This is a genomic window from Arthrobacter sp. GAS37 (assembly GCF_044908325.1).
GTDB classification, from domain to species: Bacteria; Actinomycetota; Actinomycetes; order Actinomycetales; family Micrococcaceae; genus Arthrobacter; species Arthrobacter ramosus.
On sequence record NZ_JBIYDB010000049.1, the window covers coordinates 1 to 25,857 of the forward strand.

Sequence of the window (25,857 nt, forward strand, 5' to 3'; positions counted from 1 at the left end):
GTGTCGCCCACGCCCCGCCGGCCGCAACCCCCCAACCCGATCTATGTCCAACCCGGCAAACCCCGGTCGGGGGGTGGCGGCGGGGGGCGGCCTCCCCCACCCCCCCCCCCGGCCCACACCCACGAATTCGGCAACCCAGGACTACTTTTTAGCAGCAGCCCTCTTCGCAGGCGCCTTGCGGGCCGTCGTGGTGGTCCGCTTGACCGGGCCCTTGGCGCGCTTCTCGGCAAGCAGCTCGATTGCCTGCTCCCGGGTCAGCTCCTCCAAGGACGTGGCGCGCGGAACCGTGATGTTGGTGACACCGTCGGTGATGTACGGGCCGAAACGGCCTTCCTTCACCACGATGTTCTTCTCCGAGACCGGGTCCGGACCGAACTCGGCCAGAGGCGGTACGGCTGCACGTGCACCACGCTGCTTCGGCTGGGAGTAGATCTCCAGTGCCTGGTCCAGGGTGATCGTGAAGATCTCTTCCTCGGATCCGATGGACCGCGAGTCCGTGCCCTTCTTCAAGTAGGGCCCAAAGCGGCCGTTCTGCACCGTAATGGGGTTGCCTTCGGCGTCCGCGCCGAGGACGCGGGGCAGGCTCATGAGCTGAATGGCTTCGTCGAGCGTGATCGAGTCAACGGACATTGACTTGAACAGCGAGCCTGTGCGCGGCTTGGCCTTGACGGGCTTCTTCGGCGGCTTGGGTTTGCCGTTCTTGTAGTACTCCACCGGCTGGTTTGCCAGCTGCTCTTCCGTCATCTCGGGGATGATCTCGGTGACATAAGCGCCGTAGCGGCCGTTCTTGGCAACCACGGTGTGCCCGGTGTGCGGGTCCGCGCCCAGGACACGTTCCTCGGGGGCAGCCGTTTCCATGAGCTCCACGGCCTTGGCCGCAGTAAGTTCGTCCGGAGCGAGATCCTCGGGGACGTTGGCACGCGCCGACTCCACGACTTCGCCGGTCTTTGGATCGATGGTGGGGATCGAGCTTTCCAAGTACGGCCCGAACTTGCCGACGCGCAGGGTGATCCCTTCGGCAATCGGCACCGAGTTGATCTCGCGCGCATCGATTTCACCGAGGTTGTTGACGATGCTCAGCAGGCCCGGATCGGCATCTTCACCGTAGTAGAAGTGCTTGAGCCAAGCAGCACCGACGGCCTGGCCGTTGGCGATCTTGTCCAGGTCGCCTTCCATGTCCGCCGTGAATTCATAGTCCACGTAGTCGGTGAAGTGCTGCTCGAGCAAGCGGATCACGGAGAAGGCGATCCAGCTGGGGACCAGCGCGGACCCCTGCTTCCGGACGTAGCCGCGGTCCTGGATGGTGGAGATCGTGGACGCGTAGGTGGACGGACGGCCAATGCCGCGCTTTTCCAGCTCCGCCGTCAGCGATGCTTCCGTGTACCGCGGCGGTGGCGAGGTCTCGTGGCCAACAGCAACGATTTCCGAAGCCGTGAGGGAATCATCCTTTGCCACGTTGGGCAGGCGCCGGGCTTCGTCGGAGTCGTCGTCGCCGCGGCTCTCGTCCTTGCCTTCTTCGTAAGCCGCGAGGAAGCCCGGGAAGGTGATGACCGTTCCGGAGGCCGAGAATTCGGCGTCGCGACCATCGTTAGCCACTGCGCCGAGGCGGATGGTGGCGGTGGAGCCCTTGGCGTCGCCCATCTGGGAGGCAATGGTGCGCTTCCAGATAAGTTCGTAAAGGCGGAAAGCGTCGCCGGTCAGATGGTTGGCCACCTGCGCCGGGGTGCGGAAGGAGTCACCCGCGGGGCGGATGGCCTCGTGGGCTTCCTGGGCGTTGGCTGCCTTGTTGGCGTAGACGCGGGGAGACTGCGGCACGTACTCGGGACCGTACAGTTCGGCGGCCTGGCGGCGGGCGGCCGTGAGGGCTTCGTCGCTCAAGGCGGACGAGTCCGTACGCATATAGGTGATGTAGCCGTTTTCATACAGGCGCTGGGCGATCTGCATGGTGCTCTTGGAGGTGAAGCGCAGCTTGCGGCCGGCCTCCTGCTGAAGTGTCGACGTCGTGAACGGCGCCGCGGGACGGCGCGTGTACGGCTTGGTGTCGACTGAGCGGACGCGGAAGTCCGCGTTCTCCAGCCCGGCGACCAACGACGTCGCGAGTTCCTCGTTGAGGTGGACCGCGTTCGCGGAGGTGAGGATGCCGTTGTCGTTGAAGTCACGGCCGCTGGCTACCTTCGCGCCGTCCACGGCAGCGAGCTTCGCTTTGAACGTCGCGGAGCCGGTACCGAACTGGCCCGTCAGGTCCCAGTACGATGCGGACTTGAAGGCCATGCGTTCGCGTTCGCGGTCAACCACCATGCGGGTCACGACCGACTGCACACGGCCGGCGGACAGGCCACGGGCAACCTTGCGCCACAGCACCGGGGAGATTTCGTAACCGTACAGTCGGTCCAGGATACGGCGCGTTTCCTGGGCGTCGACGAGGGCGCTGTCGACGTCGCGCAGGTTGTCCATGGCGCGGTGGATGGCTTCCTTGGTGATTTCACCGAAGGTCATGCGGTAGACGGGAACCTTGGGCTTCAGGACCTCCAGGAGGTGCCACGCGATGGCTTCGCCCTCGCGGTCCCCATCGGTTGCGAGATAGAGCGCGTCAGCGTCTTTGAGCTGGGCCTTGAGTTCGGCAACCTTTTTCTTCTTGTCCGGGGACACCACGTAATACGGTTTGAAGTCATTCTCGATGTCGACGGCGAACTTGCCTACCGAGGTCTTCTTCAGTTCTGCAGGGAGGTCCGAGGGCTGTGGGAGGTCGCGGATGTGACCTATCGAGGCCTCGACAATGAAGCCTTCGCCCAGGTACTTGGCGATGGTCTTGCTCTTGGCCGGAGACTCCACGATCACGAGTTTCTTGCCGGTTTTTGCCTTGCTGGGCACGGTTCTCCTACAGAAAAATGAATTGCTTGGGCTCGTGCCCATATTGGCCTAGTTCACCATATTTTGCAGAATCGTGCGTTTCCATGTGCACAAGTGCTGTGGAGGAGCAGTGGTGTGAACTAGGTTGAAGACGGCGTCCGGTCGTCCGGAATCATTGACCACATCGTAGCGATTCGGACTGCTCCTTCGGGAATCCGCGTGGGATCTTCGAGTTCATATGACCTGATGAGGTCCTGGAATTTGGCCTTGAGATCCGTCCGCTGATCCGGAGTCAAATACAGCAGATCGCTGGACAACACCATGGCGGCTGCCTCGTTCGCGGCCTCGCCGCGCTGGCGCCGCTCACCACGGGCCCGGGTGAAGGCGGTCGCCCGACGCCGGAAGGCGTCCAGTTCGAGTTCGACGACGGCGATCTCCGGGCTCGGAGCGTTGCCGCCGGATTTGATGGTGAAGTCCGAACCCGCGGCCTTCCAACGGCGTTCGCGCGCATCGCCCTCGTTGTCCGCAGCAGTCACTATCCCCCATTTCTGGAGGGCCCGCAGGTGGTAGCTCATGGCGCTCGGCGTGAGCCCGGTCTGCGCGGCGAGCTCGGTGGCCGTGCGGCTCAGCTGTGTGGAATACAGCTCCGAGATGACCTCAAGCCGGGCTGCATGCGCAAGCGCACGGATCGCTTTGGGATCGGTGATCTCCACCGTCTTCTCGGGCCGTTTCCGGCGCTTCGGGGATGCCAGCCCGGTGGATACCCCATTGTCTTCATTCACCGGAACAGTTTATCCGCCGGTGCCGCCGCAATTGTCCTATGTCGCGGGAAGCAGGAAGCCGTCGCGGACCAGGTTCCCCACATCGGAGAACAACCCGGCGCGGAAAGCGTCGTCGTCGAAGTCGTCCCCTCCACCCAGCAGGGCGGCCAAGGCGCCGATCAGCTGGCGGACGGACAGCTCGCCGTCACATGCCGACACGAAGCCGGCCAGCTCGGTGCTCAGCAGATTCGTCCGGCGCAGCCCTGCGCCCTGGCGCAACAAGATGACGCCGGGGTGTTCGGCGCCGGGCCGCTGGTGGCGTTCCTCGGTCACGTCCTCGGCCACCACCAGGTGGGCGTCGGCGAGCTCGTGGGTATCCAGCCAGTCGGCGCGTTCGACGGCGGCGGCAAGGTGCGGACCGATCGGTTGCTCGATGGGGTACGTGATTTCCTCGAAACGCGCGGGCGCGGCTCCTGGACGCGCGTCCTGCGGCCGGCGCAGCCAGATCATTCCGAAACCAATGGCCTCCACGTTGCGGGACGCGAAATCCTCCAAGTAGGCGGCGTAGGCATCGCGATAGAGCTCGCGGTCACGGCCTTCGGAGGCGTCCTGCAGCCAGGTCTCCGCGTACAGCTCGGGACTCACCTGTTCCCGTTGGATGAACCACGCCTCCGTGCCGGAACCTGCGAGCCACGACGCGGGCCGTTCACTCCAGCCGCTGCCCGCGGGGATCTCCCAGTTGCCGAGCATTTGCGCCGTGCCGCCGGGCGCGAGAACGTCGGGAAGCGTGCGGACGAGGTTGGCGACGATGTCGTCGCCGGGCAGCCCGCCGTCGCGGTAGGTGAACTGATCCGAAGAACGCTCGCCGGCACTTCGCGGGGTAATCACGAAAGGCGGATTGGACACCACCAGATCGAAAGTCTCACCGGCCACGGGTTCCAGGAGCGAGCCCAGCCGCAAGCTCACGCGGGACTCGAGATCGGCCGGGTCAAGGTGTAGGGCCTCCGCATTGAGCATCAGGTTAAAGCGGGTGAACGCGAGGGCCCGTTCGGAGATGTCCGTGGCCGTGACGTGCTCACTGTGGTGCAGGAGGTGAAAAGTCTGGATTCCACAGCCCGTCCCGAGGTCAAGGGCGCGTTTCGAGTGCCGGCGGATGGTGGTCTGGACAAGCGTGGTGGAGGCCTGCCCGATGCCCAGCACATGGTCATGCCGGAGCACGCCGGGCTGCTGGTGGGCGGCAAGATCGCTGGAAACCCAGAGTTCGGCGCCGCCGCTGCCGCTGTTGTGTGCTCCGGAGTCACATTCCCAACCGTACGGCCTCAAATCCACTTTGGCGGCGACAGCACCGCCGTCGTTCTTCTCCGCCAAGCCAAGCTCCATCAGTCCCGAGGTTCGGATGCGCGGCAGGGCGGCGTCGACGTCGCCTTCGGTCTGCGGGACAGCGAGAAGCCACAAGCGCACGACGACGGCGAGCGCGGCTTTCGCGCGGTCCGCCGCCGGGTCTCCGGTGGAGGCAGCCGGCTCGGTGACGATGAGTGCAGGGATGAGCTGATCCCGGGCGAGGGCCGCGTGGGCGGACTCCCCCAGAAGTCCTGCCACTCCGTCCACGGTGTAGCCAACGTTCCGCAGGTCGTCGGCGAGCGCTGTGAGCAGCTCGGGAAGGTCGGTGCGGGGAGCGTCAAGGGTGGTTGGGGTGGTACCAAAGATAGCGGGCGTTGCGGGATCAGTCACCGTGCAAGTCTATTGGGGCGGCTGGGCGGCTACGTCGGCGGCTGCGTCGGCGGCTGCGTCGGCGGGGAGGTGTTCGAGCAGGTAGCGTTGAATCATGGCATTTCACCCCTCCACTTGGCGTCGCGCTGCACTTTTGGTCATTGGTGCAGCCACCCTGGCGATGACTGCATGCTCCTCCGGGGGGTCTGTCTCCAACGCCGACATCCCCGCGTGGAAGGCGACAACCATGCCCTCGGCGGCCGGGGTCGTCGTGGAGGATTCCGGTAAAATCCCGAATCGCGCCCCCCTGGTCAAGAGCTTCGCCAGCGTCGCTGCGGGAAGCTACGTCCTGACCGTTGCCTGCGACGGCGGCGGCAAGGCATTCTTCGACGTTTCCTCGGGCGGTACGCAGATCACCGAGGCCGGGGCGGCGTGCAATGGCAGCCGAGAAACGTCCCGCCTCAAGATTCCCTCGACCGGTCCGCTAAGCATCAGCGCAAGCAGCGTGGATGCACCCGTGATCTACGCGTACCAACTGGTACCGGCTTCGTAACTGCCCCCTCGTTCGGGGCTGCAGCCGGGCGTAGAGTCGGGTGATGGGGTGGGCACGCGCCCTGAAGGTACGGACGACGCGGTCGGCGATTCCCGCCGTCGTGCTTTGCGGCGTGCTCGCGTGCGGCACGATGGCGTCGTGCGAATACAGCTACGACGACGGCCGTGCGCCGGTGAGCAGTCCGCCGTCGCCGGTCATCACGGATCCGGTACTGACCCGCGACCCGGCGCTGGGGCAGACCGTTACGGGCGACGCGCTGAAAGCTTGGGCGCAGGACGTGCTTCCAGACGTGAACGGGCTGTCCTTCTATAGCAGCTTCGGCCTGTTGTCCGCCGGCGAATCCCGAGACGAAGAGACCACCCAGCTTCCGGGCGGAACGTATGCGGTGACGCTGGCGTGCCGAGGTGCCCGCAGCGCCGAATTCACCGTGCGCAACGGGAGCGAAGTCCTCACCGAGGTGATGCTGCGGTGCGGCACCACGCGGGTCAAGGTCCTGCAGCTGGAGACGGACGCCGTCCTGGGTATCACGATCACCGCCAATGCAGCGGCGAACTTCGCGTACCGGGTGAGCCGGATCTAACGACCGGACCTAGGCTGCGCAGCCTTCCGGGCAACGCAACGTTTCCGGGCTCGAGGCACATTCGGCGCAATACAGTGTGAGGTTGCGGCAGCTTAGATTGGAGCAATTTTCAAACTTGTTGGTGGGCGCCTGGCAGCGGACGCATTGGCCAATGGTCTTGGCGTCCTCACTGAATTCCACGTGCATGCGCTTGTCGAAAACGTACAAGGAGCCTTCCCACAGGCCCTGGTCCTTGTAGGTTTCGCCGTAGCGGACAATCCCGCCGTCGAGTTGGTAGACCTCCTTGAAACCGCGGTTCACCATGAGGCTGGAAAGGACTTCGCAACGGATTCCGCCTGTGCAGTAGGTGACGACAGGCTGGTCCTTAAGGTCGTCGTATTTTCCCGAGTCGAGTTCCTTGATGAAGTCGTGGGTCGTGGCGACGTCGGGAACAATTGCGTCCTTGAACTTGCCGATCTGGGCTTCGAAGGCGTTGCGTCCGTCGAAGAACTTCACCTCCTGCCCGCCCGCCTTCTTTTCCTCCAGGAGTGCGTGGAGCTCCTCAGGCTGAAGGTGGGTGCCCCCGCCGACGACGCCGTTCTCATCCACCTTCAGTTCGCCGGGGGCACCGAAGGACACGATCTCATCGCGAACCTTGACGCTGAGCCTCGGAAAGTCGTCGGCTCCGCCTTCGGACCATTTGAAGTCGATACCGTGGAAGCCCCTGTATTCCTTGGTGGTCTTCACATACTGCTTGACGTTGTTCAGTTCCCCGCCAACGGTGGCGTTGATGCCGTCCCGCGAAATAAGGATGCGCCCGGTCAGGCCGAGCTTCTCGCACAGGGCGCGCTGCCAGAGCCGAACGGCGTCCGGGTCCGCGATCGGAGTAAAGCCATAGAAGAGCACAATTCTGTTTAAAGCCACGTATTTAAGGGTACTTGGTGGCCCCAAACCCATGTGTCGGGCTGCCATCGGGCTGCTCTAAGTGTTAATGGAGCTGTTACTGACGGCCCCTGTTGATTCCCAGACCGCTGGCATAGTCTCTCTACATGAGTCACGACGCCTTGGTTGAAGACATCGCTGAGCTGCTCGAAGTCTGGGTGGCTGGCTGGTCTGGGTCCCGGAGTTACGAAACGCGCAAGGAAGGCCGGTTCCCGGCAGCCCTGCGTGCGGACAAAACCGGCGACTGGGAATTCTTTGCGCACGACCCGTCGGATGCTGAGTTCGCCGAGCTGGCAGCCAAGACCGCCCAGGCGGACACTCGTATCCTGACGATCCTCACGAACGACGTCGCACGCTACACCCAGTTGGCTCGCGAGAACGGGCTGAATATCACTTCGGATTCCCAAACCATGATGATCGTGGACATGGGGACGCAGGATGCGGAAGATCCGTGGCTTTCGGATGACGACCTCAAGCTCACGACTTCCGAAAACAAGGGCGTCCATTACGCGGTGGTCCATGCCGGCGAAAAGGTGGCGGCCAGCGGTCAGGTGTTCGTGGTCAGGCAGACGGCGGTGTTCGACAAGATCGTCACCGAGCCCAACTACCAGCGCCGGGGACTGGGCAGCTTCATCATGAAAGCCCTCGCCGCGCAGGCATTTCAATACGATGTTGAAAGCGGTCTCCTCCTGGCTTCCTTGGACGGACAGCATCTCTACTCACACCTTGGCTGGAAGCACGTGTGCCAGGTACTCATGATGTCCACCAAACGGGTCGACGAGACTGACCTGTCTGTGGCGTAGCCGACGGTCCTGTGGCGTAACCGACCTTCGGCGCCGGTCGGTTTCCGGCGCGGTGACAGAATGTTCAAGTGAACGCAACTGAATCGATGATCTCCCTCCTGGGCAGGAGCCCGGACCCGGAGCAGTTGCGACATGTCCGCATTATTCCGGCGCGCCAGGCGATCCACGAGTCATGGCCGGGCTGGGCCCATCCCGATGTCGTTGCCGCCTACGGAGCCTTGGGCATCCACGAGCCGTACCGGCACCAGATCGAAGCAGCCGAGCTCGCCCACTCGGGCCAAAACGTCGTCATTGCCACGGGGACCGCCTCCGGCAAGTCGCTTGCCTACCAGCTGCCCGCCCTCGACGCGATCCATCGTTCCGAGTTGCGGGTGCTGTCCGAGCCGGGCAAGATCCACGACGACGGTGCCGTCACCCTGTATCTCTCTCCCACCAAAGCCCTTGCAGCCGACCAGCTGGCAGCGATCCGTGCACTCAAGCTCCCTACGGTCCGGGCGGAAACGTACGACGGCGATACCGAGCAGTCCCAGCGTCGCTGGATCCGCGATCACGCCAACTTCATCCTCGCCAATCCCGACATGCTGCACTTCGGGATCCTGCCCAACCACACGTGGTGGGCCCGCTTTTTCCGCAGGCTGCGGTACGTGATCGTGGACGAGGCCCACAGCTACCGTGGGGTGTTCGGGTCCCACGTCGCCAACCTCATGCGGAGGCTCCGGCGAATCTGCGCCTACTACGGTGCCGGCACCTCGTTTCCTGAACCGGTATTCATTGCGGCGTCGGCGACAGCGTCGGACCCCGGCACGTCCTTTGCCCGGCTCATCGGCACCCCCGTCCGCGAAGTTTCCGAAGACTGTTCACCGCATGGCTCCACGACGGTGGCTTTTTGGGAACCAACCCTGACCGAGCTGAAGGGCGAAAACGGGGCAAAATCCCGCAGGACCGCCGTGGCCGAGACCGCGGACTTGCTGGCCAATCTGGTGTCCTCCCGTGTGCGGACCATCGCCTTCATCAAATCCAGGCGCGGTGCAGAAACTATTTCGTCTATCACCAAGCGCCTCCTCGATGAGGTGGACCCCAGCCTGCCCCAGCGTGTTGCTGCGTACCGCTCCGGCTATCTCCCCGAGGAGAGACGGGCTTTGGAAAAGGCTCTGCGTTCCGGTGAGCTGCTTGGCGTCTCCAGCACGTCCGCATTGGAATTGGGTATCGACATTTCCGGGCTCGACGCAGTGCTGGTAGCTGGCTGGCCCGGGACAAGGGCGTCCCTGTTCCAACAGATCGGACGGGCAGGCCGCGCGGGCCAAGACGCCATCGCCGCATTCGTGGCCAGCGACGATCCCTTGGACACATACCTCGTCAACCATCCGGAGGCGATCTTTGATGTGTCAGTCGAGGCCACGGTCTTCGATCCCGGAAATCCCTACGTGCTCGGCCCCCATCTGTGCGCGGCGGCGGCCGAGCTCCCGATCGGCGTGGCTGAACTTGACCTGTTCGGTCCAACGTCCGAGTCCCTGCTGAATCAGCTGGTGGAGCAGGGGTACCTGAGGAAACGCCCTGCGGGCTGGTTCTGGACCCACCCCGAGAGCGCCGCGGCCATGGTGAATCTCCGCGCAGATGGCGGCGGCCCCGTAAGCATCGTGGACTCCGAGACTGGCTACCTGTTGGGCACCATGGACTCGCCACAGACGCACTACCAGGCGCACACCGGTGCGATCTATGTGCACCAAGGCGACAGTTACTTGGTCGAGGAACTGAACGAAGAAGACCACTGCGTGGTGGTTCGTCGAACCAACCCGGACTACTACACCACAGCACGGGACGTGACGCAGATCGAGGTCCTGCAGACTCTCCGGACCATGGAATGGGGGGATATCGCGGTCCACTTCGGCGAAGTGAGGGTAACAACACAGGTGGTCTCCTTCCAACGTAAGGCACTGATTTCCAATGAGGTTTTGGGGGAAGAACCGCTGGAGCTCGGGGCCAGGGATCTCTTCACCAAGGCGGTATGGTTCGTGGTTCACAACCGTTCGCTGACTGGCGCGGGCCTTGTCGAAGCCCAGTTCCCGGGCGCGCTTCACGCCGCCGAGCACGCCGCCATCGGGCTTCTCCCTCTGGTCGCTTCAAGTGACCGTTGGGATATCGGTGGAGTCTCAACAGCGCTCCACGCCGACACCGGAGTTCCCACGATCTTTGTCTACGACGGTCATCCAGGCGGTGCAGGATTTGCCGAGCGTGGCTTCGAGAAGGCCAAAGTGTGGTTGACCGCCACAAGGGACGCCATCAAAGCATGCGAGTGTGACACCGGCTGCCCTTCCTGCGTCCAGTCCCCCAAATGCGGCAACAAGAACAATCCACTGGACAAGGACGCCGCGGTCACCCTGATCGACGTGCTCCTGCGGGACGCGGCTTAAGGAGGCGGCCCGGCCCGAGAGCGGCCGGTTGCGGTCCCGAAGACTGCGCCGCGGTCCAGCTCAGTGCGGATCTCTACGATCCCGCCTTCGCCCGCTGTGCAAGCCGACAACGAAGCTCCGTGCCGCGCAGCCGTTTCGCTGGCGACCACGCAAGGATCTCCGGTTGTCAGGCCGCGGGCCGCGTCAGCTCCTGCGAGGGCAGCGAGATCGGCGGCAGATGCTGCGCGGTGGGCCATCGCCATGGCCTGGGCCAGGGTCAACGCCGCCGCCATGCAGATCATGACAACAAAGCCCAGGACAACGGCCAGAACGGTTCCCGAGCCGTGCTCCGCCTCGCTGCAGCCGGCACCGGCGGGGATGGTTCTCGAACCGTGCTCCGCACCGCGATGGCCATCGCCGACGCGGGCGATACCAACTCTCACGCCGCGACCTCTTTCACGGCGGCTTGGAGCCCAAGCAACGGCATAGCCTCGTTGAAGTCCACAACGCCGCCTCCAACGGCGAGGAGGGGCGCAGTGGCTGCTGGCGACTGCGGGGCCTCTCCCCTTGCAGATGCCGTCGCCGAAAGCCACCACGGGATGAGAGAGCCCAACGGGCCGACGACCCGGGCGGAGACTGTGACGTTTATCCATTCGCCGTCTTCCGCAACGACGACCGAGGCGGCATCGCCTGCCAGTCTTCGAACGATTCCGTCTACGGCCGCGTGGCCATCTCCGCGGGCGAGGGCCCTGGCTCCTGCTCTGGCCGCCTCTTCCAAGCGAAGCTGCGTAATTCCAGCGGCCGATCCTGCCAGAAGCAAGGCCAAAAGAAGCAGGACGGTGGGTAGGGCCACGGCGAATTCCGCAGTGACGGCACCGTTGTCCCTCTCAGGGGAGACGTCTCGCTTAGAACCCCGGCGCGGTGTCATGGCAGGGAGAGTGCGCTGCGAATGAGGTTGAGGAGGAAGCCACGTACTTCCTCGCTGCGAAGGATGACCACCAGGAGTCCGGCGAAGCCCACTGCCGCAAGCGTGGCAATGGCATTTATCTGGCCTCTCAAAGAGCGTCTATACTGTCCACAAGCCAGTTCGAAAGGGTAGGTCTTAGTGCAGCTTTTTACTACTGATGGGCGTCTGCTGTCGTCCCAGGACGCGGACGGGTTGCGAAGCTTGGGCGTGCCAAACGGCATGCCATTCTTCTTGGACAGGCGGGGCAACTACGTTTCGAGCATCAACGAGTTCTTAAGGTTTTTGCCTTCCGACCGTGTCCGGTCCCGACATTCCTGGATGGCCTACGCGCGTGACATTCTCGCGTGGAGCGATTTCCTAGAGGAGCGACAAGGAAAGGCGAGCGTTTGGGAGGCGACGCGAAACGATGTCTTGGCCTACCACGCTTTGCGTAGAACCGTTGATCCAGAGACAGCAATCTCGGCCGGGACGTGGAACCGTGCAGTTGTTTCGCTGGACCGACTGTACCGATGGGGCCTAGACAACGACATCATCGATACCCTTCCATTCTCGTACAGCTATGCAGTCAAATTCTTGGAGGAAAAGTATGTAATCAGTGTCAACCGTTCGAAAGAAAAGGGCGCGAAGAAGCCGACTATGCGATTCTTCAGTCCAGAGCAGTATGTTCGCTTTAGGAACGTGGGAATTCTGGGCTTAAACGCGGATGGGTCCATCGATAGGAAATATCGCGGTCGAACTTTTGAACGCAATGCCGTAATGAGCGAATTGTTAGTCACGACGGGCCTCCGAATCGCCGAGGCAAACGCGTTGTCGGTAATTGAGGTCTCAGATCTCCGGCCTGACGCATCTCTGAAGACAATTCCTTTCATGTTGCCTGCAGCTATCACGAAGGGAGAGAAATCGCGGCAGATATTCGTGCCTCAACGTGTTCTGAAGCAAATACGCTCATACTGCACCATCGAGCGCTCCGAAGCTGTCCACGCGGCCCAGAATAGGGGGCTGTACGACTCTCCGAAATGGATAGTCTTCCGTCAGTCGAACCGACGTTCTGGCCTCAGAGAGGACGGTAAGCGAGTCCAATGGGTCAAGTTGCCCCCAGAACGGCGGAGACTCGCCATTCTGGAGGACTCTGACGGGCGCCGGGAGCCGTTGAGTCTTTGGCTCTCGCCCCTAGGGACACCGGTGTCCGAGTCCGCGTGGAACAAGATCTTCTACAAGGCGGCGGCGCGATGCACTTCCAGGGGATTCCCTTTGGAAGCATACCCGCACAAGCTCCGTCACACTTTCGCGTCCAATCTCAAAGACATGCTTCGCAAAACTGAATACGAAGGGAACATTCTGCGCCTCATTCAGCTCCTCTTGGGGCATGCATCCATAGAAACGACCGGCATCTACGCCGACGAGAGTCCTGAAACCCTTAACGTAACCGCTGAAGTAACGGACGATTGGTCCGAATTGCTACGAGAATTGGAGCAGCAGGCCAGATGAGATCCCTCCCTGACGGACGCAACTTCGACGACGGCGATCCGTACTCGACTGAACTAACCAACTCCGGCGTCACGCTCCTTGATAGACAAGCGACATTCCAGTTTCCAGGAGAGGTCCCGTTGACGGTGGACCTCACCGACATGCCCTGTGCGCCAATCACGCACATGCTGTTGGCGGCTCTCTTCGAAAGAGCGTCCTTAGGCGGCCCAATCGCGACGCCAGGCTCAGTAGGAGTAAGTGTCGGCAAGATCAAGCTCTTTGTCCGCTACCTAGCCGGACACCCGTCGCCACCCATAGGAGTAACGGACCTCGAGCGGCAGCACCTCGATGGTTTCGAAGATCGCTTGCGTGAGGAACATGGCAGCGAGAAGACGTTCGCAGCGGTTTCGGTGTTGGCCATTGTTGTCTTGCTGAAGGCTGCTTCAGCAATCGGTTTCCCTCTCGCGTCAGACCTTCGGGCGCGACTTACGTGGAATATCAACGGCGATTGGGGCTCGAACAGGACGTACGAGCCTTACACATTCGATATTTGGGATAGCGTGCGAACAGCGGCCGCAGAGGCCCAAAGAAAGACGGTACGTTCCCGCCACGCCATTGCCACGGAAGTATGGGGCGGGCCGGCAAAGGACCTTTTGGAAGAGGTAATTGCGACGGGGAAAATCGCTGGGGATGGCTTTGCTCGTGCCAAGAACTGCGGTGGGGCTCAGAGAATCTACCGCAAAGCGTTCATCCTAAAGCAAGATTTAGTCCCGTTCATATTGCGTCTGGCGATGGAAACGGGTTGGGAGCCAGACGTGATCCGTGGTCTTCGCGCCGATTGCCTCGTGAATGAGAGTAACGGCACCGTGGGCGTACTGACCCGGAAACGACGCCGACATGGGTCCGAGCACAAAGAAGTCCGGGTAAAAGATGGAAGCTTGTCCACTCCGGGTGGCATTATTCGGGCAGTCATCACACTCACGGCTAGTGCCCGCGCGACACTCGGTTCCGACATGCTGTGGCTCGGCCACCAACAGTTTGGCTCTCTTGGGGTCTATAAATTTGACGACACGAAATCACTATTTCGTCAGTTTGTGACGGACTACGGCCTCACAGATCCAGACGGCGGCCCGCTCAAGCTCAACCTGGTTCGTATACGGAAGACCTACAAGTCCCTGCGATATCGAGCACTAAACGGAGACATGAATGACTTTCCGAATGGGCACTCAGCAGATGTCGCTGCGCGCAATTACGCCAATGTGGAGACTAACCGGGACCTTCACGAACAGACGATCTCCGACGGTATTCTCGACTTCCTCACCGCAACCGATGGTCAGGCAAAGCCCTCAAACCCGTCGCCGCAACCGGCCACGTCCCATCCCACTGACACGTGGCTGTCTACGTGCGTGAACATCTATGAGTCGCCATATGGCGAAATCGGCAAACCCTGTAAGGCCGTCCCCTGGATGTGCTTTGCCTGTCCGAACAGCGTTTCCTCTCCACACAAGCTCCCTGCGCAACTGGCTTTCATGAAGCTCGCACACGATCAGCGTCACCAGCTCAGCGCTGAAGTCTGGAACGCTCGGTATGGCTACGCGTGGACGCACTTGGCCAGGGAGATCATCCCGCGCTTTTCCGCGGAAGAAATTGCAGAGGCCAAGCTGATAGCTGGACACGACCCAGCTAACGGATTTCTTACTATTGCGATGGGAGTCGAAGTTTGAAAGCACAGGCGCGAGAGGGAAAAACTCCAGCTCAATCACGGAAATATCCTGCGCCTGATGCACTGACAGTCGTCGGCCGCAAACTCATCAAGGCCCCCTCCCCATTTGGAGACGACGTCTGGCGCCTGGGCATCACGGCAGGCGGGACGGGGAAGAAGATCGACCCCGTCGACTTTACCGTCGTTCCACTGAAATGGCGGAGGGTGGCGAAACTAATCACCTACGCGTACATAAACCAGAGCCCATTCCCAGGGAAGAAAGCGCACCGCCCCTCCACTGCATATGCCCTGAATCGGCACCTACGATATTTCTGGAGTTTTCTGGACGAAAGTGGAGTCGATCGCCTTGCGGCCGTGACGCAGAAGAATCTGGATAGCTTCTTCCTCTGGCTGCAAAACCATCCCTCCAGTTACTCAGACTCTCCAGTCCAGCAGGCCAACTCTCTCAGGGCCGTCAAGGCCCTCTACGAGTATCGAGAGTTCCTGGAGGACGCCATCGGATTCGAGCCGTGGCACGGAAAACCCATAGCTAGGCTCGCTGGCGTTTCCTCCAACAACGAGAATAAGACACCCCGAATCCCGGAGACAATCTCGGAGCCCCTTCTAGCATGGGCAATGTTCTATGTTGAAACGGCAAGCGTCGACATTCTCGCATGCAAGACGGAGGTGGAGAGCCTGAGGAGGCAGCATACCGGTGTCTTCTCCTTCAAGGAAGATCGAATAGGGCTGCTGAAATGGGCATCCAGAAGGATCAATATGGGTCGTGGGTTACCTAAGCTCAGTAAATTCACTCTCACGCCAGCAACTGATTTGGAACAACCCGATCTGCCATTCATCCGCCGCCTGGCAGGGCTCCCCGCGCGTTCAAGAGCCGGGGCGAGTAAGAGACTGGCGGCGGCTTTGTCTTCATTCCCACTCGAAGATGGCGGTCTCGAAACTCAGGTCTCGCTCGACCCTACGACGATGAAGCCCTGGCGCACACCTCTGCACGAGCTGGATGTCCCTCTGGAAGTGAAGGCCCTCAGAACGGCCTGTCTAATATTGCTGTTTGCTCTAACTGGGATGCGGACCGACGAGGTCTTCGCTTTGAGGCGGGGATGCCACTCGATGAAGAAAAGTCAAGACGGACTTCTGGATCGTCATGTGATCAGGGGAATGTCGTTCAAATCCAGAGCTGCGGAAGGAGAGGCAGCCACTTGGATCACGGTCGAACCCGTGGCCAAGGCCGTGAAGATCCTGGAGGCCCTGAGCGGCACTCAAGAGCTCTGTTCCTTCCAAGCCACGAGGCATTATTGGAACCCTGACGGGCCCTTCCATGCCATGAGCTCCGGAGTCTTCAATAGGGACACGAAGGACTTCATCGCGTGGGTTAATACCGAACATGCCGCCGCCGACAACCAGGGGCCTATCCCCACAGAATATGATGGGCGCAAGTTTGTAATAAGCACAAGAAGCTTCCGCCGGACCCTAGCCTGGTACATCGCCAATAGGCCTTTCGGAATCGTCGCCGGAATGACCCAGTATAAGCATCTTCATGTCGCTACCTTCGAAGGATACGCTGGAACGTCGAAGTCCGGATTCAAGTTGGAGGTCGAGGCCGAATTGGCTCTCGCCCGCGAGCGAGACATCATCGATCGCTATGAATCCTTCAAGGCAGGAGAAAGCTCCGCGGGGCCCGGTGTCCGAAAGATTGATTCGGAGTTTGCCAATATCCAACGTGAGCTCGGTGACTTCCCTGGAATGATCGTAGATGAGCGCCGGCGGTCTCGGATGCTAAGGGGATTGGCACGTACTCTGTACCCGGGGCTGCTTGTGGACTGTTACTTCGATCCGGCCGCGTCATTATGCCTCAAAACGTTCGGAGGAATGACCGACGCTCCCATATTTTCGCTTTGTGATCCAACAAGTTGCGGCTGCGCGTATATCTCCAATTCGAAGCTGCCGGCTTGGGTCGAACGACAAAGCAGGTTGGAGGCGATACTGGCCGACCCTTTAGCCACGAGCAACCAACTAACCCAGACTCGGGTGTTGACGGAACAATCAACACGAGTTGTTGTCCGGTTACGGAGCACCAACGGTAAGGACATTGCATGAGTCAGACGACCGGTGAAAAGATTCGGGCCGCCGCAGAAAGAATCCTTCAGGGAAAGCCTGAGCGAAGCGGTGGACGGATAACTGTGACCGATCTGGCCAAGGAAGCCGGCCTAAGTCGTGCCACCGTAAATAAAATTGAATACCGCCACCTCATCGAGCATTTCCGAACACAGTCAGTTTCCAATCCGGAAGCTGACACCTCGGTCGAGGTCTGGCGCAGCCGATATAGTCGGCTGGAGGCTGCGACGAATGCCCATATGCGCGAATGTTCCAGCGCGACTAAGAAGTTAGAGGCGCAGTTGCAGACTCTGGCGAACACTGTTCAGCTGCAAGCCGTCCTGATCGAGCACCTTCGGAGCGGGGGAACCGAACCGACCCCGCTGCGGGCACCCCCAAACTGACATCGCGAAGGGTTGGACTCTACACCTGGCTGTCCTGTGTCGACTGGACCCCGGACCTCGAAGCTCCAACCTGACTTGGCTCGTTTCCTTAATGTATGACTTTTGGGTTGTTAATGGCGTCGAGGATAGCTTGCTGTTCGGTGCGTTGATGGCGATGGTCGCTGAGCGCAGGGGCCGGAGTTGTTTGATGACGTTGCCGACGGCGAGCCCGGTCCTGTTCCGGACCGTGCGGGAGACGGCAAGCGCGGTGAACACGATCGTCAGGTGTGCCTCGATCGCGTCGCGGGTGCGGTGGAACGTGGCCTGGCCCGCAGGGCTGTTTTGCTCATCCGGAAGGACTGCTCGACGTGCCACAGGTCGTGGTACGAGCCGATCACCTCGCCTGCGGCCATGACCGTCGCGGGGATATTCGTTCACGTAGCCCTTAGGCCGGCCAGCTGCCTTGCGCGTGTCAGTGACGCCTCGTCGAGGCTGCGTTTCCCGCCGCTGGTCTTGACGAAGCGCGGGGTCCGGGCCGACTTCTGTCTCTCGATGACCTCGCGGGCCCGGTGCTCCTGGGCCGTGAGGGTGCTGGCGTCGCGGACCGCTCTCTTGCGGGAATAGGCCCACACGACCCGCCATGAGCCGGGTGTTTGACGGGGTCCCAGACGGGTTCGGCGCGCAGGTCCGGGTTGTTCTCGTTCCTGTGGCCGGTCCTGGGGCTGATCGTGTCGATCGGCTGCCCGTCGGTGAACGCGTCGCCGTGCCAGCGGAAATGCGAGGCCAGGTCATTAGGCGCCTTGGTCATCCGGGAACCGACGATGAACCGCAGGTTCGCCTCGTCCAGCTCACGCAGATTCGAGGCCGAGAGCATGCCGGCATCGGCGACGACGACCATGTCGGCCAGACCGTGCCGGGCCTGGAACTGCTTGATGATCGGGACGATGGTCGCGGTCTCGGCCTTCTTTCCTTCGAAGCAGCCGATCTCCAGGGGGAACCCGCCGCGGTCCACGAGCAGACCGACGACGATCTGCGGGTCGACGCGGCGTTCCTTGGAATACCCGACCTTGCGCAGCTCGTCTTCCTTCTCGGCCTCGAAGTACAGGGTGGTGACGTCGTAGAGCACCAGGGAGATGTCCCCGCTGGTGCTGGCGTGCTGGAAGCACCAGCTCGCGATCCGGTCGCGGTACTTGCCGCAGCGGCCCGGCCGAGGGCGCGTTTCATCGTCGCGTAGCTGGCCGGGGACCGGCCCAGGTCCCGAAGGACTCTTCCGGTATCCAGCAGTGATGTCGGTTCCACGACCCGGGCGACCACCAGGTCGCGGAACACCTCGTCACCGAGCCCGTCGAATCCCAACGCTATGAACACCCCTGCCAGCGCATCGAACAGGATCCGCGAGTCCGTTCCCACCACGCGTCCCGGGCCATCACGACCGGCCGGCGTCACCGTGTCAGGAATGTTGAACAGGCCAGGATCCCCGACAGGGGCGACCAAGCCCTTTACCGACGGCGCGGGATCGATACCCCGAATAGCACCGCATGCTTTCACTATGGGTTTCGCAAGGTTCACCACACGGTCGTACACGAGCGAACCGAAGTCCTTTGGAAGGGGTGTCACCATCGGGTGGAAAAATTCAGCTCCTCTGGAACAGGACCGCCAATGGGCCGCACGGTTCCAGCACGATTGGGTAGTCCCCATCCACCAGCGCCTTCAGGAACTCGGAATGACTTCGAGAGACTATTCCCAGCTGAGCGGTATCGGCTACGACCGTCTCACAAAGTCCTTCGAGGCGATGCCGTCATCCGACTGGAGGATGTTTCCCAAGCTGAGCGTCTTCTCGGGGGCATCGTTGAAGTACCGCCCAAGCACCCACACGAGCCGCCGAACTAGGCGCGTTCAAACGTCAACGGACCAGACCGACTGACGTCAGCCCCAAAGCCTCCGAACCAATCCCGACCTGTTCGCCGAAGAACCTCGGATCGGCGAAATGTAGATTCAGATGCTTAACCCGCAAGTCGCCGCTGCGAGATGGGCAAGCACAACAATCCAGTACCGCCCAGCTTCAGGGACTTCCCCGGGCAACTCCCTGATGGGCGACGTCGATGGCCGTACAGGCAGACCGCGCCCAGCCGAGCTCAGCCGATCGCCCTACTACCATCCAAAAATTCCGCCAACCACGGTTCTCCGGGCGACCAAAGTTACTTCCCCGACGCACCCGCGTCCGCGGGCAAGGGAGGGAACAGGTATATCATCACGTCCCGGGCCAATGGTAAGAATTGCTCAGCCGAGACCCCGAGGAACCTCTAGTTCAAGACTTTCTTCGCGGTTCACGCACTAGTTACGCACGCACCGGTGCCCCCTTCGGTATCTGGCCAGCCTCTACATCGGGCCACTGCCGCCCGCCGTTGTACTGCCTCTCGAGTCGCTGCACTTCCCTCAGTATGGCCTCACAGATGAATGCAGATAGTGACGCCCTTCGTTCAAGTGGTTGGGTTGCTACGAATGCTGCCCGCATGCGCTTCCCGTCCCGAGTCGATTGATAGAAGCTGACTTTTGGCTTCGCCGGGCTCTCAGCGTGGCTGGTCTGGCTCAGCGCTACGTCGTCGTGCGGGGCTGGCTCCCTCTGGGACCTTTCGTTCCCAGGCTGGATGATGATTCTCACCCGCGCCCCATCGGTTCCCACGGTCAGCTCATATTCGTTCTGGCTGGTTGGATGCTGCATTCGAAGCCTTCGGATGTGTCAGGTTATGGCCCGCCGCCCAGGTCTGGATCAAGGGAAACGGAGGCTCACCACACGCAAGATGCCATTTAAATATTCCCATACATGTATGTGGAGCCTTAGATACTGTAGCCGTAAGGCTCGATTAGTGACACTCGAAACGGCAAGGCGCGCGGCCTGGACAACCTACGCCCGTGAACTCGGGATGAACCTGTTGCGGGCACGGGTCACGAAGAACCTCAGTCAGGAGAAGTTAGCCCACCTTGCCGGCATATCTGCTTTCACCTATCAAAAGTACGAAAAAGGCGAGTCACGCCCTGGGACTCCGATGAACCCTCGCTTGGTCACGATCGTTGCGCTAAGCCAGGCCCTCGACGTCCCTCTAGTGGACCTGCTTCCTGCGGCCGCTCCGGACATGACAACCGGTCGCTAGATCGGCAACGGTAAGCGGGCGTTTAGTGCGAAGCGCGACTGCTTGAGGTCCTAGTACGCGGCGTTGACTGGGTAAGGTCGAGCCGTCTGGCGACGCCGACCAAGGTGTCGAGTTCGCACTTCTACGTTTTAACGGTGAGATGTAGGATCCTCGTGGAGATTCGCATATCGCCCTTGTCATCAAGCGGTTTCCAAGCGAGATTAACGCAGATCGATCATGTGCTTTGCAACCCGAACATGATCAAAACTCGCCCCAGCTCAGAACTGGTAACACTGCCTCCACCACGTCAATGCCACGCAGCCTGCCGGGCACTCGGCAATCTGTCTCATCGAAGCCGGACAGCACCGTAGGCGTGCAGCGGACTAGCTGGCCATTCACGATAATCCTAAGAGCGGCGACGAACGACCGGGGTCTTCCGAGTGCTTCTGCCGGACGCCATGACGAGATTCGACGCTCGCCCTTGATAGCTTCTTTCAACTTGGCTTTCCACCCACATGAGCAGATCGGACGAGGCCAAATCGACTGCCATGAGTATTTGAAGGTTTGGAAGCCACTCGATATTGCCTTTCGGGGCCAGTGATATTGCCGGTGGGGGCCAGTGGCCGAGATTGTGGGGGCCACGGGCCCCCACCGACGTTTCTTACTGCTTCATGGTGGCGTGTTGGCGCATGTTGTGGTTGCCGGTATCGACCCAGATGGTGTTGTGCACGATGCGGTCCATGATCGCATCGGCGTGGACCCCGGAGCCGAGCCGCTGGTGCCAGTCTTTCTTGGCGTACTGGGTGCAGAACACGGTCGATGCCGTGTCGTACCGGCGCTCCAGCAGTTCCAGCAGCATGCTGCGCATGCCCTCGTCGGGGTGGTCGAGAAGCCATTCGTCGATCACGAGCAGGGTGAAGGCCGCGTACTTGTTCAGGAATTTGGTTTGTCCCTGTGGCTTGTCCTTCGCCAGCGCCCAGGCTTCCTCAAGGTCGGGCATGCGGACGTAGTGGGCCCGGATCCGGTGCTGGCAGGCCTGCTTCGCCAGCGCGCACCCCAGGTAGGACTTCCCGGATCCGGTGAATCCTTGAAACACGACGTTCTGCTGCCGTTCGATGAACGAACACGTGCCGAGCTGGGCGATCACGTTCCGGTCCAGACCACGCTCGTCCACGAGGTCCAGCCGGCGCAGATCCGCGCCCGGGTAGCGTAGCCCGGCCCGCCGGATCAATCCCTCAACCTTGGCGTGGTTGAACCCGGAGTGGGCCTCGTCGACGACCAGCCGGAGCCGTTCCTCGAAGGCCATGCCGAGCACCAGCGTCTCGTCCTGGGCCTCGAGCGCCTCCAGCATCGGGGCGGCACCCATCTCACGGAGCTTGCGTTTGGTTTCGATATCGATCCCGCTCACTTGGCACCACCTGCGTAGTATTCGGCGCCGCGGACGTATCCGCCGTGTTCGGCCGGTTCATCCCGTGATGGCCTGAGCCCGGCGGCCTTGTCCTGCTCCGTGGCCAGGATCGGCTGCAGATGCGCATACCGCGGGGACCGCACCCGGCCTGCCAACGCAAGCCGGCACGCTGCCTCGACCCGTTCGGCCGAGTAACGCCGGGAGAGCCGCAACACGGCCAGTGCCGCGTCCAGGCCCTGCTCGTCGACCGGGACGGACTCGAAGATCCGGTTGACCACGGCCACCGCTGTCGGGCCGATCCGTCCGGCCCACTCCCGCACCCGGGCCGGGTCCCACTGCCGGTACTTCTCGCCCGCGGGCAGGTCGGCGTCGTTGGTGCGGTACTCGTTGGCCGCGCCCTCGGGCAGCAGCAGGTGGCTGGTCAGCCGTTCGCTGCCCCGGTAGGCCTGAATCACCCGATCGGTGACCCGCAGGTCCACCGTGGTGCCGATATTGGCAAAGGGCACCGAGTAGTAGTTCCTCTCCCAGACCACGTGCCCGTTCCGGCCCACCCGGCGCCCGTAGACCCACCTGCTGATCTCGTAGGCCGCCGCCGGCAACCCGGTCAGCAACGGCTGCTCCTCGGCCGCGAACACGCTGGCCCTGGACCCGGACCGTTTCTGGAACGGCTCCGCGTTATAGGCTGCCACCCTCTCGATGATGGCGGCCCGGAGCTCCGGCAACGAGGTGAATTGCCGCTGACGCAGCCCGGCGATGATCCAGGTAGCCACGTGGGCGACCGTGTTTTCCACGCTGGCCTTATCCTTCGGTGCCCTGACACGTCCGGGCAGCACCGCCGCTGAATAGTGCGCCGCCATCTCGCGGTAAGCGTCGTTGAGCACGACCTCGCCCTCGCGGGGATGCTTGATGACCCCGGTCTTCAGATTGTCCGGCACGATCCGCGGCACCGAACCGGTGAACGCCTCGAACATCGCCACGTGAGCCCGCAACCAAGTGTCCTGCTTCATGTCCAGGGCGGGTTCGACGAACGCATACCGGCTGAAAGGCAGGCATGCCACGAACAGATACACGGTCCCTGCCTTGCCCGTGACCGGATCAGCCAACTGCATCGTCGGCCCCGACCAGTCGACCTCCACCGTCTGCCCGGCCTTGTGCCCGACCCGGGATGCCGCCCCCGTTACCAGCACGTGCCGCTGGTAGGTCCTGCAGAACCGGTCATAGCCCATCATCGGCTCACCGGCAGCTGCGCACGAATCGGCGTACTCGCCATGCAGCAGCTTCAGCGTCACCCCGACCCGGGCCATCTCCCGGTGGACCTGGTCCCAGTCCGGCTGCGCGAACACGCTCTGATGCTCACCGCGGCCCGGGAACAACCGGGCATACACCTCGCGATCCGAGCTGTCGGCGATATCGTCCCAAACCACACCGGCCGCATCGGCAGCCTCCAGCACCGCCGTGATGCTCTTCCGCGACATTCCCTGCGATGCCGCAATCGCCCGCCCGGACAGGCCCTCGGCGCGCAACTGCAACACGAGCTTCGCTCTGATCTTCCGTACCATTGATGTTTACTCCTTCCGCCGTGCGCCCTATACACACGACGGAAGGAGCCTAAACTTGGTGGCCCCCAAGCACGCCACTACCGGCACCCAAGACCGCTACCGCACGCTCTGCCCACCGGCCCCCAAACACACGACAGATGGACCCCAACAGCGCGAATATTCAGCCAGGAGAGTGGGTCGAAAAACCAAAGCTTCGACTGGGAATTTCTCCCGGTCGATCAACTGCACTCGAGACGTGGCCGCCTGGCAAATCCTTTGCGTAAAACGTGCCGGGCGGCCTGGTAGGCCAAGTAGGTGAGTCTCGTCGCCGGGTTCCCCAAATCTCATGATTACGGTACATTTGTACCGATAGTGAGGAGGGTTATGGCAACGGATACCGATGGGCGGCGGGAGCGGGGTCAGGCGCGCCGCGAGTTGCTGCTCGACGCCGCGGTTGCGGTCATCGCTTCTGCTGGCGCCGGTCGGCTCACCCACCGCGCGGTCGCTTCGGAGGCGGACGTCTCGCTCGCCTCCGTCACGTACCACTTCCCCGGGATCAGCGACCTTCGTCAGGCCGCCTTCGGGCACGCGGGTTCGCGCATCGGACTCGCGTTCCGCGCCCTGGTCGAAGCCCACCTCGATGAGCCTGAACTCATCCCGGAACTTGCCGCTGACTATTCCGCGACGCTCGTGGACGTCAGGCGTGAGGACACGATCGCGGTATTCGAGATGATTCTGGCCTCCAGTCACGACAGTTCGCTGCAACCCGTCATCGGCGAACTCGACGGATACCTCGCCAACCTGCTGACGCCCTACGTCGCCGACCGGAGGACCGCACTGAACCTCGGTTCGAGCATCCAGGGCCTCATTCTCAGTCACCTCGCACGGGGTGACTCCACCGACGACGGCGTACTCCGCGACGCCGTCGCCGACCTCATCCGCAGATTCGCCACATCACCTCACTAGGAGAACATTCATGGACCTGTTTCTGACCGCGCTCAGCGGGATCGCCTGGACAATCGTGTACATCCAGGCAATCCGCCTCGGATTCAAGTACAAGACCTATGCGATGCCGATCGCGGCCCTGGGGCTCAACATTGCATGGGAATGGACGTACGCTGTGCACGACCTCGCCGTCGATCCCGGGGTGCAAGCGTGGGTGAACCTGACCTGGGCTCTCGCGGATGTCTTCATCCTGGTGACCTTCTTCCGCTACGGGCGCCACGAGCTCCCCGGCTTCATTTCCCGGCCCCTCTTCATCGCGTGGGGCGTGGCGATCATCGTGACCTCGTTCCTGATTCAGTGGCTGTTCATCGCTGAATTCGGCATGGCAGGGAACAAAGCTGCGGCGTACAGCGCTTTCCTGCAGAACCTCCTGATGTCGGGATTGTTCATCGCAATGTTCGTGGCCCGCCGTGGCCCGCGAGGACAGAGCCTCCTGATTGCGGTTGCCAAGTGGATCGGGACGCTCGCGCCGACTATCCTCATCGGGTTCCTCGCCAACTCCGTCTTCGTGATCGGCACCGGCCTGCTCTGCAGCGTCTTCGATCTCGCTTACATCGGACTACTGCTGTGGGCAAAACGCAACCCGGGCCGCTTTCCCGTCGACGCGGTGCACTCGACCACGCCATCGGAGTCACTGAAGTCTGCCTAGCCACCCGCAATCGCCGAGTGCCCATACGTGATCCGTTGTCGGCTAGGCGATCGGCTGCCCCAGTGGCACGGAAGCCAAATCCGGATCGACTCCTATTCGATGGCACACCGTCCCGCAAGCCGACGCCCGGTGCAAGGACCACCACCCCAGACCCGGCACATGCCCCCGGCTCCCGCGAACGCAGCACATGCCCCCGGCTCCCGCGAACGCAGCACCTGAAACCCCAGCGCCCGCCAACCCGGCATCGGCCAACCCTGCACCGACCCCCAGCACCAGCACCTATGCCGACTCCACGGGAGCCCTCCAAGGCGGCAATATCCCCTGTGTCAAATAAGATTTGGCGGCTGAGGGACTCAAGCGGTGAAATCGTAATTCAAGGGACCCCCGCAGTGGACGTCGCCCGCGACCTCGGCGTCTCCGTGGCCAGGCTCTCCCGCTGGCTCCCCGCCTCGGAACGGTCACAAGGGAAGCGGGCATAGACGGGCGCTAATTACCGGGGTGGTCAGCCACGCATTTGATGGTCTCCACCCCCATCTGTGGACCTGTCATAGGAAGGCTAGTGCACGCCGGGCCTAAAATGACGTGGTCCGGCCAACTTCGAAGATGAGGTGCCGGGCGTTTTCTGGATTGAGTAAGAGTTTCACGAGGGAGCCGTCCTTGAACGCCCTGCTCAGTCCTCTCACGCAGCGGATCAGGCGACCCGTACGTTCCTGTGAACAGTCTGGGACAAACAAAGAAACCCGAACCCCGGACGGGTTGCCGCGCTTCGATGATAAGCCGGTTCCGGGCTCCAGCCAGTTTCCAGGTCAGGAGGACTTTCCACGGTAGATGTCTAATCAACAGTCGACGTGTTCCTGAGCCCGCCAGGCCCGTAGAACGACCCGCTTGACGCGTGAACCAGACGCTGCAGGCGTGTCCCTGCATCCA

General features: G+C 62.0%; 22 protein-coding genes and 2 pseudogenes. 13 read left to right on the forward strand and 11 right to left on the reverse strand.

Features of this window, described 5'->3' with window-relative positions; all coding sequences use genetic code 11:
- Positions 1-141: 141 nt before the first annotated feature.
- From topA to ABH924_RS22445, 3 genes are all read right to left on the reverse strand, one after another.
- Positions 142-2,871 carry a type I DNA topoisomerase gene (gene topA / locus ABH924_RS22435; RefSeq protein ID WP_404502404.1) on the reverse strand — a complete coding sequence of 910 codons (2,730 nt, stop codon included), beginning with the start codon at positions 2,869-2,871 and terminating at the stop codon, positions 142-144.
- Between the two features lie 119 nt (positions 2,872-2,990).
- Positions 2,991-3,632, reverse strand: a complete 642-nt coding sequence (locus tag ABH924_RS22440) for an ArsR/SmtB family transcription factor (protein ID WP_404502406.1) — start codon at positions 3,630-3,632, stop codon at positions 2,991-2,993.
- 36 nt (positions 3,633-3,668) lie between these two features.
- On the reverse strand, positions 3,669-5,342 hold the full coding sequence (locus ABH924_RS22445; protein ID WP_404502408.1) for a methyltransferase: 1,674 nt from the start codon (positions 5,340-5,342) through the stop codon (positions 3,669-3,671).
- A 94-nt stretch (positions 5,343-5,436) separates the two neighbouring features.
- On the opposite strand from ABH924_RS22445, the gene ABH924_RS22450 reads away from it, so the two are divergent.
- Positions 5,437-5,874, forward strand: coding sequence for a hypothetical protein (locus ABH924_RS22450; RefSeq protein ID WP_404502410.1), 438 nt, complete (start codon positions 5,437-5,439; stop codon positions 5,872-5,874).
- A 43-nt stretch (positions 5,875-5,917) separates the two neighbouring features.
- On the forward strand, positions 5,918-6,454 hold the full coding sequence (locus ABH924_RS22455) for a hypothetical protein (protein ID WP_404502412.1): 537 nt from the start codon (positions 5,918-5,920) through the stop codon (positions 6,452-6,454).
- Positions 6,455-6,463: 9 nt separating this feature from the next.
- On the opposite strand, the gene ABH924_RS22460 is transcribed toward ABH924_RS22455, so the two are convergent.
- A complete protein-coding gene (locus ABH924_RS22460; RefSeq protein ID WP_404502414.1) occupies positions 6,464-7,357 on the reverse strand; it encodes a rhodanese-related sulfurtransferase in 894 nt (297 codons plus the stop codon).
- A 125-nt stretch (positions 7,358-7,482) separates the two neighbouring features.
- Between ABH924_RS22460 and ABH924_RS22465 the strand changes: the two genes are divergently transcribed.
- The gene (locus tag ABH924_RS22465; RefSeq protein WP_234748740.1) at positions 7,483-8,178 is read left to right on the forward strand and encodes a GNAT family N-acetyltransferase; all 696 of its coding nucleotides are present in this window, start codon (positions 7,483-7,485) and stop codon (positions 8,176-8,178) included.
- Positions 8,179-8,264: 86 nt separating this feature from the next.
- Positions 8,265-10,589, forward strand: a complete 2,325-nt coding sequence (locus tag ABH924_RS22470; protein WP_404502436.1) for a DEAD/DEAH box helicase — start codon at positions 8,265-8,267, stop codon at positions 10,587-10,589.
- Here ABH924_RS22470 and ABH924_RS22475 read toward each other — a convergent pair.
- The 3 genes and pseudogenes from ABH924_RS22475 to ABH924_RS22485 all read right to left on the reverse strand — a co-directional run.
- Positions 10,586-11,011: an Rv3654c family TadE-like protein gene (locus ABH924_RS22475; protein WP_404502416.1), complete on the reverse strand. Its 426-nt coding sequence runs from the start codon at positions 11,009-11,011 to the stop codon at positions 10,586-10,588. The two genes, ABH924_RS22470 and ABH924_RS22475, sit on opposite strands and share 4 nt — an antisense overlap.
- Complete coding sequence (locus tag ABH924_RS22480) at positions 11,008-11,496, reverse strand: TadE family type IV pilus minor pilin (protein ID WP_404502418.1); 489 nt, start codon at positions 11,494-11,496, stop codon at positions 11,008-11,010. Before ABH924_RS22480 ends, ABH924_RS22475 begins: the two co-directional genes overlap by 4 nt.
- A pseudogene (locus ABH924_RS22485) lies at positions 11,493-11,609 on the reverse strand (DUF4244 domain-containing protein); the annotation flags it as partial. The pseudogene ABH924_RS22485 and the gene ABH924_RS22480, both read right to left, overlap by 4 nt.
- Before the next feature lie 145 nt (positions 11,610-11,754).
- Between ABH924_RS22485 and ABH924_RS22490 the strand changes: the two are divergent.
- From ABH924_RS22490 to ABH924_RS22505, 4 genes are all read left to right on the forward strand, one after another.
- Positions 11,755-13,023, forward strand: a complete 1,269-nt coding sequence (locus tag ABH924_RS22490; protein WP_404502438.1) for a tyrosine-type recombinase/integrase — start codon at positions 11,755-11,757, stop codon at positions 13,021-13,023.
- Positions 13,024-13,148: 125 nt separating this feature from the next.
- Complete coding sequence (locus tag ABH924_RS22495) at positions 13,149-14,726, forward strand: hypothetical protein (RefSeq protein ID WP_404502420.1); 1,578 nt, start codon at positions 13,149-13,151, stop codon at positions 14,724-14,726.
- The gene (locus ABH924_RS22500; protein WP_404502422.1) at positions 14,723-16,819 is read left to right on the forward strand and encodes a hypothetical protein; all 2,097 of its coding nucleotides are present in this window, start codon (positions 14,723-14,725) and stop codon (positions 16,817-16,819) included. Before ABH924_RS22495 ends, ABH924_RS22500 begins: the two co-directional genes overlap by 4 nt.
- A complete protein-coding gene (locus ABH924_RS22505) occupies positions 16,816-17,220 on the forward strand; it encodes a hypothetical protein (protein WP_404502442.1) in 405 nt (134 codons plus the stop codon). The genes ABH924_RS22500 and ABH924_RS22505 overlap by 4 nt, the downstream gene beginning before the upstream one ends.
- A 144-nt stretch (positions 17,221-17,364) precedes the next feature.
- Here the strand turns inward: ABH924_RS22505 and ABH924_RS22510 are convergent.
- A pseudogene (locus tag ABH924_RS22510) lies at positions 17,365-18,621 on the reverse strand (IS1634 family transposase); the annotation flags it as partial.
- A gap of 301 nt (positions 18,622-18,922) precedes the next feature.
- Between ABH924_RS22510 and ABH924_RS22515 the strand changes: the two are divergent.
- On the forward strand, positions 18,923-19,123 hold the full coding sequence (locus ABH924_RS22515) for a hypothetical protein (RefSeq protein ID WP_404502424.1): 201 nt from the start codon (positions 18,923-18,925) through the stop codon (positions 19,121-19,123).
- Positions 19,124-19,537: 414 nt separating this feature from the next.
- Here ABH924_RS22515 and ABH924_RS22520 read toward each other — a convergent pair whose 3' ends face one another.
- Positions 19,538-19,921 (reverse strand): hypothetical protein, encoded by a 384-nt coding sequence (locus tag ABH924_RS22520; RefSeq protein ID WP_404502426.1) that lies wholly within the window; start codon positions 19,919-19,921, stop codon positions 19,538-19,540.
- A 202-nt stretch (positions 19,922-20,123) separates the two neighbouring features.
- Here ABH924_RS22520 and ABH924_RS22525 point away from each other — a divergent pair, with 202 nt between their 5' ends.
- Entirely contained in the window at positions 20,124-20,351 is a 228-nt protein-coding gene (locus ABH924_RS22525) for a helix-turn-helix domain-containing protein (RefSeq protein WP_404502440.1), read from the forward strand.
- Between the two features lie 640 nt (positions 20,352-20,991).
- On the opposite strand, the gene ABH924_RS22530 is transcribed toward ABH924_RS22525, so the two are convergent.
- Both ABH924_RS22530 and istA read right to left on the reverse strand, forming a co-directional pair.
- Positions 20,992-21,738, reverse strand: coding sequence for an ATP-binding protein (locus ABH924_RS22530; RefSeq protein ID WP_275216592.1), 747 nt, complete (start codon positions 21,736-21,738; stop codon positions 20,992-20,994).
- Complete coding sequence (gene istA / locus ABH924_RS22535; protein WP_404502428.1) at positions 21,735-23,297, reverse strand: IS21 family transposase; 1,563 nt, start codon at positions 23,295-23,297, stop codon at positions 21,735-21,737. Before istA ends, ABH924_RS22530 begins: the two co-directional genes overlap by 4 nt.
- Before the next feature lie 363 nt (positions 23,298-23,660).
- Between istA and ABH924_RS22540 the strand changes: the two genes are divergently transcribed.
- The 3 genes from ABH924_RS22540 (at position 23,661) to ABH924_RS22550 (ending at position 25,409) form a co-directional block, all read left to right on the forward strand.
- Positions 23,661-24,242: a TetR/AcrR family transcriptional regulator gene (locus tag ABH924_RS22540; protein WP_404502430.1), complete on the forward strand. Its 582-nt coding sequence runs from the start codon at positions 23,661-23,663 to the stop codon at positions 24,240-24,242.
- A gap of 10 nt (positions 24,243-24,252) precedes the next feature.
- Entirely contained in the window at positions 24,253-24,930 is a 678-nt protein-coding gene (locus ABH924_RS22545) for a hypothetical protein (protein ID WP_404502432.1), read from the forward strand.
- Between the two features lie 323 nt (positions 24,931-25,253).
- Positions 25,254-25,409, forward strand: coding sequence for a hypothetical protein (locus ABH924_RS22550; protein ID WP_404502434.1), 156 nt, complete (start codon positions 25,254-25,256; stop codon positions 25,407-25,409).
- The last annotated feature ends 448 nt before the right edge of the window (positions 25,410-25,857 follow it).